Here is a 17607-nt window from a genome sequence, read left to right as displayed (position 1 = left end):
ACTAAGTTAAAACAGAACCGTTTATTGGGCATCCTGTACTTTCGGGTGGTCTTCCGGGAAATATTCGCCAACCAGCTCAAGCAGCTGAATGGCATTCAATCCCCATTGGGCGGTATTGTTTGTCGAAACGCCTTCCACCTCATACACCGGCTCCAGGGTTTTGGCGCTGTCAAACAGTTTCGTATTGAAGTGGGTCCCACTTTGCAGGAATTCGTTCCAGGCCCGTTCTGCCCAAGCCTTTTCCCCGGTTCGTTTGGCATAATAGGCCGGCAAGCGCGAATACCAATGGCCCGGATTTCCAAGTTGCTCTGCCAGGCCAAACTCCTTTTCCACGCTATCTTTCGGGGCGCCGTAAAGCCGGGTGAACTGTTCCCACAGGCGCGTCCATTCGGGCTCGTCCAACAGTTCGGTCAGCTCGTAAGCCACCTCTGGGCCGCCCATCAATACCGACAGGTGCGAGAAGCCAATATCATCCGGGCTTAGCTGGTACAGTTGATGCGTTTCCGGATCGTAGCCCATCGCGGCGCCTTTTCCGGAGAAAAGCCCATAGGGCATGTTCGCCAGACTTTTCACCCCTGTCATGATTTTATCGCGCCATTTGTTATCCCCAGTTCGTTCCCATTCGGTCATCCAGTTGCCGGCCAAAGCCAGCCAGTCGGGCCCCATCCGGGCATGAGTGGGATATTCGCTTTTATCGAGAATCAACCGAAGTGGGTCAAGTTCGCCAATGGCCCGGTTGGATACTTCGGCAGAGGCACGCATCAGGTCGCCGGTTCGTTCGTCGGTGGTGAGGTAATAAAAGAAACGCCCCAAGGTAGCTTGGGCAATACGCACTTCTTTGGAGCCGCAGCCCCAATGACGCACATTATGGCGGGAGCCCAGTCCTTCAAAACGGCCCAGGTGATACACATCCACTTCGCCGGTGTGACGGGTCATGGCTTCGGCCATGCGGAAAATGTCTTCGCGGCCGCTGCGCAAAAAGCTGTACCACAGCCAGAGGTTGGGCATCAGCTCGGTATTGTCCCAGGCATAGCCGCCAATATCGTATCGCCAAACGTGCCGTTCGGGGTCGTAAGCGTGCATCACATCCCCAAAGTCCCAGAAGCCATACCAACGCCGTTGTTCCACTTCCAACTGGTAGTAGCTGACGGCTTTGTCTAGTTGGTCTTCCAGCCACTGTTTCCCCGGAGTACTTCGGTCGGGCAAACTCCAAACGCCAAAAGCCGGCACCTGGTGCAGATATTCCGGACTGACTGTCAGCAAAGGCGGATAATTGGCCTGCCGGGCGATTTCGTTCAGTGTTTCGAATGAAGGAATATCGGGGCTTGCAAACAACAAGAGCTCCGTTGTTCGACCAACACCGGTAGCCGTGCTGAAACCCGGCTGTACATCTTCGTAACTGGCATCCAGGTTATGCCCCCAGGGGATGGTATCGTAATGCCGCATATCCATGGCTGGTGCATCGGGCGACCACATCCAGGCCAGCAGCTTGGCTGTATCGCTGCGGGCATTTTTCACTTCGATGGATGACGGGTACGATTGCCAGAAGTCGCGCATGCAAACAGCCAACCCACCAGACACATCACCCGCGAAAGCCATTCCTTGCGAACGCTTTCCGGCACCTGCATCAATCCAGGCGCTCACCTGGTTGGTACGCTTTTGCACGGTAAAACCGTCAGAATTCAGCTGGTTGAGTTTGAAATCGCCCCACGATGCCCAATGATGCAGCAGGAATTGTTGATTTTCGGCAAAGGATTCCTTTTCCGGGATACGCTCACCCCGAAGTTGTTTTTCGTAATAATTCTCGGCGCGTGACAAAGGAACCCGCCCGGTGAGCGGCTGTACCGGCTCATCCCACAAGCGCCCTTCCTCACCGGCAAAACGAACGTGCCGGTTGTACAGCTGTTCATCCAAAGGCACCTCAAAACTTACTCCGAGGCCGCGAATAAAATCCTGCTCCTGATCGCCGTCATACATGATGGTGTGAACCATTTTCACGGTTTGCTGTCCGGCATAAAAATACAGGCGCACCACAAACGGAAGCCAGCTCCGGTTGCCCGACACTGATTGGTGGTGCCCTTCCACTTTAACGACAGCCCGAACCGGACCGGCTTGTTCCACGGTAAGCTTGTCGATATTTCCCAAAAATCTTTCAATAAAAGGCTGTTGCCCATCATCTGCAGCGGGACCCTGTTGCAGCAGGCACACCAATTCACCTCCCGCAGATACCTCCTTCCCGGCCACATGCATTGAGCCGATCAGTTTATTTCCGGAACGCGGAAGGACGCATTGCAACCCAACGGTATTCACCCGAACAAATTCATCCTGTTCCTCTACCACAAGCGTTTTGCCTGCGACAAGTGGCTGAGCTTTTTCCACAGCTTCCAGTGTGAAGGCATTGGCCGAACCGGCATCAACCACCGTACTGAGCCCGACCCACTTCAAGGAACCATCAGGCCAGTAGGCCAGCGGCCAGCTTTGCAGCGGCAAAGATTCTCCGATACTATCGCGCAGAAGAAAGAATTGTGATGGTTGAACTTCTCCTTCAGCAAAAGGTACCCCCCAGCTTATCCCCGTAGAAATTTGAGGAGCATGATTCCCCATCCAATTAAGCTGAATGGATTGGCCTTGAGCCTTGACTGATGAAATAGCCAGCAGCGTAAACAACAAAATGACCGGCACGCAGCGCCAGGAATAATGTGGTCCTGAAGAATGTTCTGTTGAATCGTTCATTTTAATGGTTTTTTAGTCGGTGAGTCAGTAAAAAAAACATACGGCTAGGGCAACAAAGGAATCAGCATGATATCGCTATCGGTAAGCAGGCTCGAATTAATCAACACCCACTTTCCATCGGGGCTCAATGAAGGGTGCAAATGCGCTTCTTTGGTAAACGGACTGATACTTTGCAGCCGGTGCCCCTGCGTGAGCAAAACCACCTCCTCAGGATTGGTCGCGCTGATCCGATAGAGTTTGCCGTCGAAGGTATCTGCCACAATGTATTTTTGATCGGGCGAAGCATTGCAGTGCCAGTACCCGCCACCTCCGGTTTGCCCGTGAAAGGTCAATTCTTTGGTCCGTACATTCAGCGAGTACAAACCGGTTTGATTGACCTGCAAGCGATCGAGATGACCCATCAAATGAAAAAGAATCCGGTCGGGCCCCATAAACACTTCGTGGGTTACCCAGTCATTATCACGCTCCTGATAAACCGAACGATTGGTGACCGTTCCATCGGCATCAACCGAAAGGTACCACATCCGTTGCGGTGAATCGCCACCCGTTTCCCAGCAATACATCATCTCGCCCGACACATACGGATTGGCTTGCAAATGGCCAATCCAAATGGGGACTTCCAGTAATTGGGTTGTTTTACCGGTTTCGAAGTCGAAACTGTAAATAGCCGATAAATCTTTTTCCAGCCGGGAGGAGAAGAAAATACGTTTCTCATTGGCATCCAGGCCCAATCCGGAAGGACGTATCGAGTCGGGAATGCTACCCAAAATCACTTCATAATCATCCGGCTCGCCTACTTGCCCCTTTTCACTGTCGCGAAGCAGCGCATCGAGCTTCAATTCCACGACCTGATTTTCCCGCAGCAAATAAGCCGAATTCTTATGCCATCCCAGATGCAGGTTGTGCCCGCGATCGCCGGTCGTAATCTGGACAATCTCGAAATTTTCCATCGACAGCGCGTAGGCCTGTCCGCCACCGCGTTCTTGCCGCGCGGTACGATTGGAGGTGAAAACAACATATTTTCCATCCGGGGTCCATTGCGGATGAGTTTGGTACATTTTGGAACTGCTGTGCCGCGAAGTTGTCAGCGCATTCACCGTCACCCCGGTAACCGGATCAACAAAGGTGTAATTCTCGGCCGGGAAACGCTGCCCGAACACATCTTCACCAGCCATATCAAAGGTGTGATACACCTGCCGTAAATGACTGTAATCCACTCCTTCGAGGATTTGGGCAAAGCCCATCGAACTACCCACCGAAAAAGCAATAATTAGCAGAAAAAAACGCTTCAGAAACGAAAGGTTTAGAGGAAACGCAAGGCGGTATTTGAAATTGTAATTCATAAGAAATCGGTTTAAGTTAGGGAAAGATAACAAACAAAAAAGAGGTAACCAATCCGGCTGTTCAAAAGAAAGCCGGATTGGAATGCCTATGATAAAAATGCGCTGATTAATTATAACCCATGTTTTGAGTCAGGTTCGGGTTGGCATCAAGTGCTGTTTGCGGAATGGGATACAGGTTACGGAAGCTTTCCGAAACGGCTTTAAACTCCCAGGCCGAGGTGAACTTACCAAAGCGAATCAGATCGCGGCGGCGCGACATTTCAAAAGTCAGCTCCCGCCCACGTTCGTCCAAAATGTCCTCCAATGTAACAGCGCTAAGCGTACTGGCATTGCTGCGTTCGCGAATGAGGTTGACTAAGGGCAAAGCTAAGTCGAACTGTCCTTTGCGAGCATAAGCTTCGGCCTTCAACAAAAATATTTCGGCATAGCGCAGGAAGGCGATGTCGTTGCCGGCATTTCCCCCATTGGTATTTGGGTCAATACCCCATTTGATCCATTTGATACCGGCATTCATCGGCTGACTGCGAATACCGGTTGCCGGAATGATTTCGTACGGCACCGGGCCTTGAGTCGATTTTCCGTCAACGTACAGGGCCGAGTTTCCATCCGGCACAACGCGTTCCACCATTACTACCTGGCCATTACGCGGATCAATCAGTGGCCCATGCCCAAAAAACATTTTCATACGTACATCCTGATCCTCAAACAAATTCATAACCGACTCGCGGGTTTGGAAACCGTTTTGAGGCGTGTAGGGCAAGCCGAACAAGCCACCACTGATACCCGGCAACACTTTCTGCACCAGCGGATGGCCCACTCCACCGGCAATGGTTGGGGTATAAACTCCGCCAAAAATGAATTCGGCATTTCCTTCATTATTGTAAACGAAGTTATCGAAGTAATTATCCAGCAATTCAAAAGCTCCGGAAGCAATTACCTGATCGCAATACGAGATTACTTCGTCATGATAAGCCGTTCCGGTGTAAACTTCGGCATTTATGTAAACCGTTGCCAGCAACCCATAGACAGCTTCGCGAGTAATACGACCGTAATACTCGTTTCCGACATTTGCCTGCGACGGTAGGTCCGGTGCAGCTGCTTCCAATTCTGCGACAATAAAATCGAAGACTTCAGCCCGCGTACTCTGCTGAGGCAAATCGTTGGCATCCACTTTTGCACCGGTGAAAACCGGCACATTGCCAAACAAGTCCATCAAGAAGAAATAGGCATATGCACGCAGAGCACGTAATTCAGCTTTGGGGCCTTCCAACCCCTCAATACCTGAGTTCTCCAACGAAGCCAACAACGCATTGGTCCGCCCGACGGTCCCAAAAAACGAGTTCCAGGCTGAGGACAAATAAGAATGGTCGGCATCCCATTTATGCTCGGTAATTTGCTCAAAGGCATCACCCGACCACCAGCCCTGGATTTTTCCGGTCACCAACACCTGGTCGGCTGACATTTCCATAATCCGGTATTCAGTACCCATGCCGGTAATGGTCGCAAAGTTCCGGTAAATCCCCGACAGGGAAGAAAGTACCTGGGCCTCGCCCTGGTAATAAGTTTCGGCCACATATTCCGAATAAACATCTTCATCCAGCGTACAACCGGGCATCAGGTTTATCGACAAAGCCAATAAAAGCGCCAGATATGTTTTATATGTTTTTATCATTCTCTTCATATCGTATTATTGTTAAAAGTTGACATCTTATCTAGAACGTAATATTTGCACCAAGCATGAATACTTGTGGCCGTGGATACACCAGGTAATCAATCCCGATTGGGGCTGTTCCGCCACGGTTGGTATTGGTGCGCACTTCCGGGTCAAAGCCAGAATAATTGGAAATGACAAACAGATTCTGTCCGGAAACATATACACGGGCTTTGGATAAGAAAGAGATCTTATTGGTATTGAAGGTATAACCAACACTCAAATTATCGAGGCGCAGGTAGCTACCGTCTTCAATCCAACGGGATGAGTACTGTGCACCTTGTTCGTGAGAAACGCCACTCTCAACGGCATATTTCAACACATTGACACCCGGGGTGGGTTTAGTGTATGAAAATTCGGCTGCGGTATTGTTGAAAATGTCATTGCCAACTACACCGCGGAATGACACAGAAGCATCAAAACGTTTCCAAAATACCGAACTTGAAAAGCCGAAAGTGAAGTCAGGATTAGCATTGCCGATCACCACATCGTCCGGCCCGGCAACACCGTCTTCGTCCATCAATATCTCCATACCGTTTTCATCCAGCCCTAAGAACTTGGGACCGTAAAAAGTACCGAGCGGAAGTCCGGGTTTGATAATTTGTGCGCTGCCGTCGTGGTTCAGCAAGCCGGAAGCCGGAGCCGTATCGATCACCTCTCTCGAGAATTGAGAATTGGATAATGAGATGACTTCGTTAACGTTCCGTGCAAAGTTTAGGCTCGCCTTCCACTGAAAATCATTCTTGCTGATTAACGTACCATTCAGCGCAAACTCAAAGCCTTTATTTTCAACTTCACCCACATTGGCCCACTGGCTGTTCACCACCGATGGTGCGACAGTGGAGAACTGCAGCAACAAATCATTGGTATTTTTCTTATACAGATCGATGGTACCCGAGAAACGGCCATCAAGCAACTCCCAATCTAACCCCAAATTAAGCTGGGTTGTTTCTTCCCATTTCAAATCGGGGTTGGCATAATTACTGGGCAGAACACTCGGAATTGCAACGCCCCCCAATACATAAACCGACGAACCGCTAACGGTTAATTGCTCACGGTACAGGTTATTCGGGATTTCCTGGTTACCGGTAACCCCAAATCCCAAACGCAATTTCAGGTTAGTCACTTTCGTGTTGTTGAAGAATGGCTCATCAGCAATATTCCAGGCAAAAGCTCCCGAGGGGAACAAACCCCAGCGATAATTATCGCCAAACCGGCTCGATCCGTCATTCCTCAAGGTAAAGGTAAACAGGTAGCGATCTTTTAGTTTCAGGTTCATCCTTCCGTAAACCGAACTTAGCCGATTCGCACTTTTATAAGATGTGTTGGACAGAATATTTCCCGATTGCATCAGGTTCCAGGTGGTCGCATCCGAAACAAACTTGTTGGCCAGTGTAAACGTATTTTGGGTTACATACCGGTAGAACGAGTACCCCACCAAAGCGCTGAAACTGGTATTTTCGTTAAAGTCTTTCGAATAATTCAAGTTGGTTTCCATAGTCGAGCTGTAGTTTTTCAGCTTACTGATGGAAGCCCGTCCTTTTTCGGCGGCAGCTACCGGATGGGTAGATGGGATATGAATGTACCGTTCCATCGCTTCATCGGTGTGCCCAACATTGACCGATACACTAAGCGGATCGATAATCTTGTAGGAGAAGGAAGCGCTACCAATAAAGTTATCTGTATGGCTCTCATCGGTCACCTCTTTCCACGAAACCGGGTTTACCCGCAGTTCGCCCAACTGGTAATAACTGCCATCGGCATTATATACCGGCAATGTTGGCGCCCAGCGCAAAGCATCTTTCAAAATATTACCCCCTTCGTTGGCTACGTTCGACGACACAGGGACATCATCATTGTCAATCTTCGCATAAGTCAGGTTAACGGCTATGTTCAGTTTTCCATCGAAGGCCTTGTGATTGGCATTCAGGCGGGTGGTGTATTTTTCCAGTTTCGACGAAAGAATAATACCTTCCTGGCTACTGTACCCCATCGAAGCACGATAGTTGCTGTTAGCCGATCCGCCGCCAAAAGCCAGGTTGTGGTTCTGGCTGAGTGCCGAACGGAAAATAGCATCCTGCCAATCGGTATTGGCGCCTTCATCCGGATAAGGATAGCTGTTGTCTTCGGAATAATCGCGGTATTCATCAGCTGTCAGAAAATCCATCTTTTTCCGTATGGACGACAACCCGAAATAGGTGTCATACGAGATCGACTCGCCAAATTCTTTTTTGCTTTTGGTGGTGATCAGGATAACCCCGTTGGCGCCACGCGAACCATAGATGGCGGTGGCCGAAGCGTCCTTCAAAATGTCGATCGACTCGATATCGGCCGGATTCAACGTGTTCAAGGGATTGGAACCCTCCGAGGAAAAGGGTGATGTTCCGCTTTCACCCGACACATTCACGTACAGGTTGGCCGAGTTGAATTGCATCGGAATGCCATCGATCACATACAGGGGATCATTCCCGGCAGAAATGGAGCTGGTACCGCGAATGCGCACAGTAGAGGTTGCCCCCGGGCGGCCACTGCTTTGCACAATATCCACCCCGGCAATCTTACCCTGAATCAGTTGTTCGGGAGCGGCAGTCACAGCCAGGTTAAAATCTTCACTTTTGATGGACGACATGGCCCCGGTTACATCGCGTTTTTTCACAACGCCATAACCAATCGCCACCACTTCATCCAAACCAATCGTTCCCTCCTCCAGGACAACATCAATGGTGGTTTTGCCGGCCACAAGAATTTCCTGAAATTTCATGCCCACAAAACTGAAAACGAGCGTGCCTTCACCCGGAACATTGGTCAGGTTGTACCGACCTTCCGAATCGGTAATGGTACCGATGGTAGTGCCCTTCACAACAACCGTAACTCCCGGTAACGGAAAGCCCGTGGCATCAGTTACCTTACCCGACACGGTTTGCTGCTGCTGAACCTGGCGTACCGCATTTTTTTCGGTGATCACCACATTCTTGCCCACAAATTCAAATTCATATCCATTAGGGATCAACACTTGTTGGAGAACGCTCTCGACGGTAGCATTGGTAACCGACAAGGTGATATTCCGACGGTCGGTCAACAAATTACTCGGGACTAAAAAGCCTATATTCATTTGCTTTTCAATCACCTCGAACACTTCAGTCAAGCTGGCATTCTGGAATGACAGGGATAGTTTAGCCGATTGTGAACTCACGGTTTTTGCGTTTGTCACAAACGCAGAGACCAACATCAGGAATAAAATTAATCGCATCATAAGACCGAGTTTTTTCAAGTAATAACGGGCTAGAAACCCGCTGGATACAGATTTTTTTTTCATAAGTTTGTACTATTATTATTATTACTATTTGGGATTGGTAGTCCCTTATATTCGCGGGCAATATTGGTAGTATTGCCCGTTTTTTATTCCAAATAAATCAGATCCGGCTCGGGGAAGCGTTCTACACGTTTTACCTCCATCGGGATCGAAATTTTTAACATGGTAATCACATCTCCAATGGATGTTTCGTAATGAAAGGTTCCGGAAAACCGATAATTGTCGGCTAAGCTCTGATTTTTATACCTGAATTTTACGTGATAAATTTCCTCCAGCCTCCGGGTAATCTCGCCCAGGGTGGCGTTGCGGAAGATTACTTTCCCATCTTTCCAGGCCGTATATAAGTCGGTATTGACCTGGGTCACCTTCACCGTACTGGTTTCGGAATTTAGCTCAAGCATCTGGTCTGGCTCGAGCAGGTATTTTTCACCTTCCCCGGTCACAAATTCTACTTTCCCCTCAACCAGGGTGGTTTGGACAACAGACGATTCCTGCCTGGCACAAACATTAAAACGGGTACCCAACACATTCACCCGGGCATGACTGGTAATAACCGTAAACGGGTTAGCTTCATCGCGGGCAACTTCAAAGTAGGCCTCACCATCCAGGGTAACCTGCCGGTGTTTTTTGTTGAAACGCGAATCGTATTGCAGGTTTGTCCCCGGGCGAAGGTACACCAGGGTTTGGTCGGGCAAGGTAACCAGCGAATTATTCAGCCGGTTGGCCGATACGCTGAAAACCTGGCCTTCCGGATCCATTGCTCCCACGTAATATGCGCGGGCTCCCCACCACCCAACATTCAACAGGATGATAATAACCGCTGCATAACGTAAAAATGTTTTCATGATTAGCTTCCTGGCTTTTCCAACCGTCTGCCGTTCCTGAATCCGGCTCCAGGTGTCTTCCAGTTTGATGTCGGGCTGCTTTTGTTCCAGCTGCCCGGTCCACAGCCAGATTTTCAGGTAATCGGTAAGTGTTTGCTTGTTGGACGCTTCTGCCATCCACGCGTCCAGTTCCCTGAGTTCATCGGCACTGGCCTTTTGATGGAAGTAGCGGTTTATGAGTTGTTCGATGCGGTTCATATTATCCGTGTTTGTGAATAAAAACACACAAACGGAACAAAACCCTACATCCAAGTTGAAAAAAAAATGAAATCACATAAAAGACAGCAAGACCGAACGAACCAACAGGCTTTTGCCGGATATCTTTTCTCCGTCCAGATAAGGCGCTAAGTCTTCCCGCAATTTCCTGAGCGCCCGGGTGATATTCGCCTCAACAGCTTTCACCGAGATGGCCAACTTATCAGCAATTTCCTTGTTCGTCAGGTCTTCGAAACGGCTCAGGCTGAATACTTCGCGACACTGGGGAGGCAAGTTTGAAATAGACGTTTGGATTTTTTCGGAAAGTTCGCGAAACAGCATGAGATCCTCGCCTGTTTCGCTCAGCAAGCGGTAATTAATGGAGGCCAACAAATGATCGGGTTCTGCTATCAGTGCTGACTTTTTCTTCCGATCGCGCAGCAAGTTCAGGCAACGGTTGCGGACCACGATGAACAGGTAATTCTTCACTTCCGCCTCCGATTCGAGGTTGACATCTCCTTCCCACAACTTAATAAAGGCCTCCTGTACAACCTGTTGCGCATCATCCTGTCGGTGCAAAAAATGAAAAGCAACCACATAAAAGGCATGAAAATGCCTGTTATACATCGTTTCAAAAGCTTTTTTCCGCATCATCCGGGCTTGACTGAAAACCATTTTTTGTAGCTATTACCGGCAAAGCTATGAAAAATATCAAAGTCAACCGCGTGTACATAAACCCAATGCCATTCAATCCCGAAACGATAAATCCTAAAAAAATTAAGTCTTCAGGAAGTGACTGCACCGTTCCCTTTGCCCTGTTTTTAACGTCCTGATAAAAATCCTCTTTCCGGGAATGCCCGGCAAACTCTCTCTAATTTGTCCGGACCAGCGTCAGATCTTCTGTGTTTTTTCTGTGTATCTTCTGCGTTTCTTCTGTATTCAAATACACAGAAGATATACTGTATAAACATTGAATAGACGACCTGGATATGGAGCTGGTATGAGCCAACTAGCCGGAAGGTCATTGGGCAATACGTGGTGAATAATAAACTTTGCGTTCCTTCAAAACCCCATCTCTTTTAACCATGCCTCGCATAGTACAGTCCACAGATTTGTGGAACCCGGATTATTTCGTAGAGCAATGGAGTGACCGCCTTTGGGGAAGATATGCAAACACGAAGATATGCCCGCCTTTTGCAGTGCTTCGAAATAACGAAGGCTGTTCATCGGATTCACCACCGGATCATCTGCGGCACAGATAATAAAAGCAGGCGGTGTTTGACCGGTCACATTCAGCTCGCCCGAGAACAGGACTTCGAGTTTTTCGTCGGCTTCTTCGCCCAGTAAGGCATCGTGGCTCCCTTCGTGCGCATCCTGTGTCATGCTGATAGCCCCCGATACCAGGATTTGGAAATCGGGATTTACCGGCACCGCATCCAATGAATCACCAATCGCGGCATAATCAGTTGTGAATGTAGCCATATTCGCAGTTAAACCACTGCCCGCAGAGCAGCCCATCACCCCGATCTTACCGGGATTGATACTCCATCTTGCGGCATTGGCGCGAACCATTTTCAAGGCACGCTGCCCGTCCGTAATCGGGCCGAATTCCGGCTCCTTCAGGTCGAGCGAAGTAGGTAAACGGTACATCACCACAAAAGCATTCACGCCAAATGTATTGAACCACTTGGCCAACTGCAAACCGGCAATATTATACGTCATTTTCCGATAGCCTCCCGGAGGGAAAATCAAAACGGCCGAACCCGTGTTTTCTTCTTTTGAAGAAAAAAAAGCATACATGCCGGGCACATCAATCTGGGTGACACGCTCACGCTCTTCCAGGCGCTCCAGTTTCATCCCTTTCGAGTTGGGCATCTTCCCATCGGACCATAGCGGAATATATTCCTGAGCATAAGCCAGCTCCGAGAAAAAAATCAACACCAGGCTTGTTACAATCCGGTATTTTATCATAGCTCTGCTATCAATTAAAAAAGTAAACTGAACACGATACTTCTACATAGCGAAGAAATGATAAGTTCCGCCTGCTTCGGTATTAAAATCGAACAAGTTGGTTTGTATTGGGTCAAGCATTTTAAGCTGAGCCTTTTCGCTGATGAGCGGCTGTTTGATGGCTGCACGTTTAAATAAGGGATTCGGGTTCACGGCTTCTTCTGAAACCGGCTTCAATTCCGCATCACCGCCCAACTCATTAGCCAAGCGCAAACGGCAGTTTCCACCAATCGACGAATGCAGGGTCAACTCCTTCACCCGGCTGTTCTCCCAGCGCAGGTCGATCGTGAAGCCACCACGTGCACGCAGGCCCTTCACTATGCCATCGGGCCACTTCGACGGCAGCGCCGGTAGCAAGAAAATAGCACCGTCGTGGCTTTGCACCAGCATCTCGGCAATGCCTGCAGTACATCCAAAGTTTCCGTCAATCTGGAAGGGCGGATGGGCGTCGAACAGGTTCGGGTAGGTGCCGCCTTTCTCGCCTTTTTTCTCAATGGGCGATGGTGTCAGCTGGTCTTCAATTAGTTTGTAAGCGCGGTCACCGTTCAGCAGACGCGCCCAGAAGTTCACTTTCCAGCCCATCGACCAGCCTGTTGAAATATCGCCGCGGTACTCCAGCGTATTTTGTGCAGCCTGGAACAATTCGGGTGATGCAAAGGGCGAAATCTGGTTACTCGGATACAGCCCGTACAGGTGCGAAATATGCCGGTGCTTGTCATCCACGCGATCCCAATCTTCCAGCCATTCCTGCAGTTGCGTATGTTGTCCGATTTGCATGGGTGGCAGCCGTTTTTTCATCGCGCTCACTGTATCGGCAAAAGCCTGGTCGGTTTGCAAAACCGAAGCCGCCTCAACCAAATTCGAAAACACATCGAACACCAATTGGTTGTCCATGGTGGTGCCAGCCGTCATGGAGGTTCCCATTGGGTGGCGGTTTTCGGGCGACATAGAAGGTGTTACCACCAGCCAGTCGTTCGTAGATTCGGGCTGAAGCACATCTACATAATACGTAGCGATACCCTTCAGAATCGGGTAAACTTCGGCCAGAAAATTTTGGTCGCCGCTGTACAGGTAGTGCTGCCACAGGTGCTGGCTCAACCAGGCGCCTCCCATGGGCCACATGCCGTAAAAGGCGCCGTCAACAATACCGGTAATGCGCCAGATGTCGGTGTTGTGGTGCATCATCCAGCCCCGGGCGCCATACATGTCGCGAGCCGATTGCTGTCCGGTTTCCGACAAATCCTTCAGCATCGAAAACAGCGGTTCGTGCATTTCGGGCAGGTTGGTTACTTCGGCCGGCCAGTAATTCATTTCGGTATTGATGTTGACCGTGTACTTGCTGTCCCATGAAGGGAAAAGCTTGTCGTTCCAAATCCCTTGCAGGTTTGCAGGTTGTGTTCCGGGACGAGAAGATGAGATGAGCAAATACCTGCCAAACTGAAAGTATAGCGACACCAACTGCGGGTCGTTGCCTGTTGCAAAATCGGCAATGCGCTGGTCGGTTGTATTTTTGATGGAATCGGTAACGCCCAAATCCAGTTGCACCCGATCAAAATACTGGCGATAGTCGGCAACATGAGCTTCTTTTAGGTTGTCAAAACTTTTTGTTTCGGCTTGTTGCAGGTAGTTCAGGGCAAGGGCTTTGGCATCACCGCTGAGGTCGTTGTAATTTTTAAAGTTGGTCCCGATGGAAATATAAATGGTTGCCGCATCGGCTCCCTCAACCTGCAACGACGAATCCGTCTCCACCAGTTTACCGCCCTCGATGACAGGCATGCAGCGTGCATCGAACTCAATTTTCCCGGCTTTGTTATCTACCGATCCGCCTTTGCCGCTCAGCGCCAATTGGTCACCTTCAACCACAACCTGATTGACTAAATGCGGGCTGTTGGCTTTCAGGTTAAAGCTAATTTTTCCTTTTTCGGAAGCCGTCAGCCGAACTACGATCACTTGATCGACAGCACTGGCCAGGTATTCTCGCTTGTAGTTCACCCCCTCGTGTTCGAATGAAACCGAGCTCACGGCATTTTGAATATCCAGGTCCCGGTAATAGTTATTCACGTTTTTCAGCTGCGGAAACTCAATCCACAAATCACCAACCGTTTGGTAAGGCATTCCGTAGTTGTTGGTCGGTGGCGCCTGGCGCGGAACCCGGCTCATCACCAAATTCTCAGCTTCTTTATATTTACCATCAAAGATAAGTTGACGAACTTCGGGTAATATTTCATTAAAACCTTCGGGGAGATTGTTGCCTGGCTCTCCCGCCCAAACTGTTTCTTCATTCAGTTGGATTTGTTCGATGTCGGTACCTCCAAAGATCATAGCTCCCAATCGTCCGTTTCCGATGGGTAGCGCTTCTTCCCATTCCGAAGCTGGTTTATCGTACCAAAGTTTCATAAGATTTGCTTCTTGTTCTATTGGTGCTGCACAAGAAAACAGGATCGTTGATAAGATCAGAAAATAATAAATCGGATTCATGTCAGGTAGAATGTTGATGAAATTTAATTAAAACCTTTCAAAAATAGAGTATTGCTGATAATCAGACAGGGAGCATTACATCAGCAAACAGGGGGCATTTTGTCCAAATTGAGAAAAACAATGGGAAGACATTCAGAAAATATTAATCTTGCGACACTTTCCGCATGAATTCGACCATGTACGTAACCGTTTCATCCACCCAGGGATGAAACAACCAAAACGGGTGAATCTGCACATCGAACTTGTGCAACTCGTGATAGATGCCCCAGCGCTCCATCATCGATATCATTTCGTACTGACCGGCGGTGAAACGCGGGAAGCCACTGTTTAAAAACAGCACAGGAACCGAATTTTCGTTCAGCCAGAAAATCGGCGAAGCTTCTTTCCAGCGGTCTGGACGGGTGTAAAAGTCGCCTTCGAGCCATTGCACATCGGGCGAGTCGGGCCGACGATCCAAGTTCAATGACAGTGGGGCCATAAAATCCAGTACGCCATCGATGTCGATCACGGCCTGCACAGCACTCGACTGCCCGTTGTTGCCCATGCTGCCTTCAAACTGGTTAACACCATTCGTCATGCCCACCAACGCAGCCAACTGTCCGCCTGCCGAACAACCCGAAATGGCAATAAAATCGGGATCGATATTGAATTCATCGGCATTGGCCCGCAACCAGCGAATGGCCGCTTTGATGTTGTGGACCGCTGCCGGGTATTTGGCTTCGAGCGACAACTGGTATTCCACCGCCACCGCTACAAAACCTTTTTGAGCAATCATCTGGGCCATGGGCACCTGCAACGATTTGTCGCCGGCCCGCCAGCCACCGCCGTGAACCAATATCAGTGCCGGATATTTACCCGCCTTTTCGGGACGAAACAAATCGACATGCAAATCGCGCGGGCCAAACGAAGTTTCGGGCAAATGAGCATAAACCAAATCGCGGTCGGCAATCACACCCGCCGGAATACTGTCCTTGGCAGGAACAGCTTGGGGATAGTTGTTTTTTATTTGGCGGTAAACGCGTGGGACATTGAAAGTAGTGTCGGCCGGAACGGTGGTACCTTTGATAAATTGGGCCTGGGCGCTTAAACCGAAACCGGTAAGTACTGACACGAGAAAAATGACAAAAGCATGATTTTTTTTATTCATGAATTCAGATAAATAATAATAATAATAATAATAATAATAGGTTCCCCACCTTTTGGGGAGCCTATTATAGATAAAGCAATTGATTTTTAGTCCCATCCTGGATTCTGGGTAAGTCCTGAATCTTTATTAATTTCAGATCGTGGTATTGGTATCCAATAGAATTTATCATCCCACTGCGGGCGTTCAATAAGCGTTACCTCGCGAAATAGCAACTCTCCATTAGGGTATTTATAGATCTCAACACCACGAATATTATCAGACTCCACTTCTGGAGCTATCATCCACCGTCGAACATCGAAAAAGCGATGTGCTTCTAAAACCAGTTCAATTCTCCTTTCATGACGAATTCTCATTTTCAGTTCATCACCGGTTATGGTACTAGGCAAGCTCGGCATGCCTGCACGTTCTCTAATAAGATTAACATAATCACGCGCCGTATCTTCGAATCCCAGTTCGAACATTGCTTCTGCATAATTCAGATATATTTCGCCTAAGCGGAAAAATATCCAAGGTTGTGAATAACCTCCGTTTGACCGGCTAATCACCAAATTCCTATCGATGAATTTTTTCCAGTTGTAGGAGGTTCTGGAATTATCACCATTTACCTTGTAACTATCAATCCCGTAGGTGCCCGTTAAGATTGGGTTCTCACTAGCATCTAACCCTGAAATATGCATTGTAACATCATAATCGGGTGAGGCTGATCCCCGTAATTCGGGCCTAAAGGTATCTCCGTTGTAGATAACCGTTTGATAGAAGCGGGGGTCACGGTTTACATATGGGTTTTGAGGGTCGTAACCAGAAGCAGGGTTAATAGTACCATCAGCATTGAAAATCATTTCCCCATTAATCATTTCATAGTCCTCAACTAAATTTTGGGAAGGGACATTCCGGCCTCCCCATCCTCCCCAACCACCATAAGTGTGATTTGTGTTAATGAAGCTTACCAAATGGCCATTCGTGTTATTAAAGGTTCTTGCAAAAAGAATCTCTTGATTCACGTCCAGAAAAATATTTTCATAATTCGGGACCAAATCATAGGCATTTTCATCAATAATCAGTTTGGCGGCATCAGCTGCTTTCTGCCACAAAGATTTATCATTATCTGGATTATTTAACGGACTGGCGGCATAAAGATAGACACGGGATTTCAAAGCGATTGCCGCATGCTGGGTTGCCCGCCCAAAATTTGATTCAGTATATCCATATTTTTCCGGAAGATGTGGTATGGCAGCGTCAATTTCCTGAATTATATAATCCAGAACTTCCTGATAGGAGTTTCGGCCAAACTTCACTTCATCTCCAAGATCGTAAATTTCTTCAACAATAGGCATACCTCCGTACCTCCACAGCAGATTGGCATAAATAAATGCCCTAATAAAATGAACCTGGGCAGACAAAGCAGCTTTATCATTATCACTTACAGGAGAATTATCTATTTCATTAAAGTAGATATTACAACTGCGGATGTATTGATATGCACGTTTAAAATAATCAATATAATTACTGCTCGCCCCAAAACTTGTAATGTTATCAGCAGTCCAAGTTCCCATCAACCAAGTGTTATCGCCATAAGCTTCATCCGTATATTTTGACCATAAATGAGTATCGAACCCATGTGGGATTCCTGCATATAAACCATTCACATATAACTTTACCAAATTGGCATCATTCCACACCTGGTCTGAAACGACCCTGTCAGAGGGGGTAATATCTAAGTAATCTTTGTTACAGCTACTAAACCCTACAAGTGAAAATAATAGCACGACTATATATTTATTCATAACCTATTC

The 17607-nt window shown here is 48.4% G+C and carries 10 protein-coding genes; all 10 read right to left on the bottom strand.

What is annotated here, in order from left to right; translation table 11 throughout:
- Positions 1-21: 21 nt before the first annotated feature.
- Positions 22-2733, bottom strand: a complete 2712-nt coding sequence (locus N2K84_RS01220; protein WP_282589933.1) for an exo-rhamnogalacturonan lyase family protein — start codon at positions 2731-2733, stop codon at positions 22-24.
- Positions 2734-2777: 44 nt separating this feature from the next.
- A complete protein-coding gene (locus tag N2K84_RS01215) occupies positions 2778-4076 on the bottom strand; it encodes a TolB family protein (protein WP_282589932.1) in 1299 nt (432 codons plus the stop codon).
- Between the two features lie 106 nt (positions 4077-4182).
- Positions 4183-5757 (bottom strand): RagB/SusD family nutrient uptake outer membrane protein, encoded by a 1575-nt coding sequence (locus tag N2K84_RS01210; protein WP_282589931.1) that lies wholly within the window; start codon positions 5755-5757, stop codon positions 4183-4185.
- 31 nt (positions 5758-5788) lie between these two features.
- Complete coding sequence (locus N2K84_RS01205) at positions 5789-9040, bottom strand: TonB-dependent receptor (protein WP_282589930.1); 3252 nt, start codon at positions 9038-9040, stop codon at positions 5789-5791.
- A gap of 146 nt (positions 9041-9186) precedes the next feature.
- Complete coding sequence (locus N2K84_RS01200) at positions 9187-10182, bottom strand: FecR family protein (protein ID WP_282589929.1); 996 nt, start codon at positions 10180-10182, stop codon at positions 9187-9189.
- A 72-nt stretch (positions 10183-10254) separates the two neighbouring features.
- Positions 10255-10854 (bottom strand): RNA polymerase sigma-70 factor, encoded by a 600-nt coding sequence (locus N2K84_RS01195; RefSeq protein ID WP_282589928.1) that lies wholly within the window; start codon positions 10852-10854, stop codon positions 10255-10257.
- Between the two features lie 387 nt (positions 10855-11241).
- Positions 11242-12150, bottom strand: a complete 909-nt coding sequence (locus N2K84_RS01190; RefSeq protein WP_282589927.1) for an alpha/beta hydrolase — start codon at positions 12148-12150, stop codon at positions 11242-11244.
- Positions 12151-12192: 42 nt separating this feature from the next.
- A complete protein-coding gene (locus N2K84_RS01185; protein ID WP_282589926.1) occupies positions 12193-14586 on the bottom strand; it encodes a glycoside hydrolase family 95 protein in 2394 nt (797 codons plus the stop codon).
- Between the two features lie 223 nt (positions 14587-14809).
- A complete protein-coding gene (locus tag N2K84_RS01180; protein ID WP_282589925.1) occupies positions 14810-15814 on the bottom strand; it encodes an alpha/beta hydrolase in 1005 nt (334 codons plus the stop codon).
- Between the two features lie 86 nt (positions 15815-15900).
- The gene (locus N2K84_RS01175) at positions 15901-17598 is read right to left on the bottom strand and encodes a RagB/SusD family nutrient uptake outer membrane protein (protein WP_282589924.1); all 1698 of its coding nucleotides are present in this window, start codon (positions 17596-17598) and stop codon (positions 15901-15903) included.
- Positions 17599-17607: the final 9 nt, after the last annotated feature.

Source organism: Gaoshiqia sediminis (assembly GCF_025907915.1).
Classification (GTDB): domain Bacteria; phylum Bacteroidota; class Bacteroidia; order Bacteroidales; family Prolixibacteraceae; genus Gaoshiqia; species Gaoshiqia sediminis.
The sequence above is the reverse complement of the archived record's forward strand: the minus strand, read 5'-3'. Positions and strand labels throughout refer to the sequence as shown.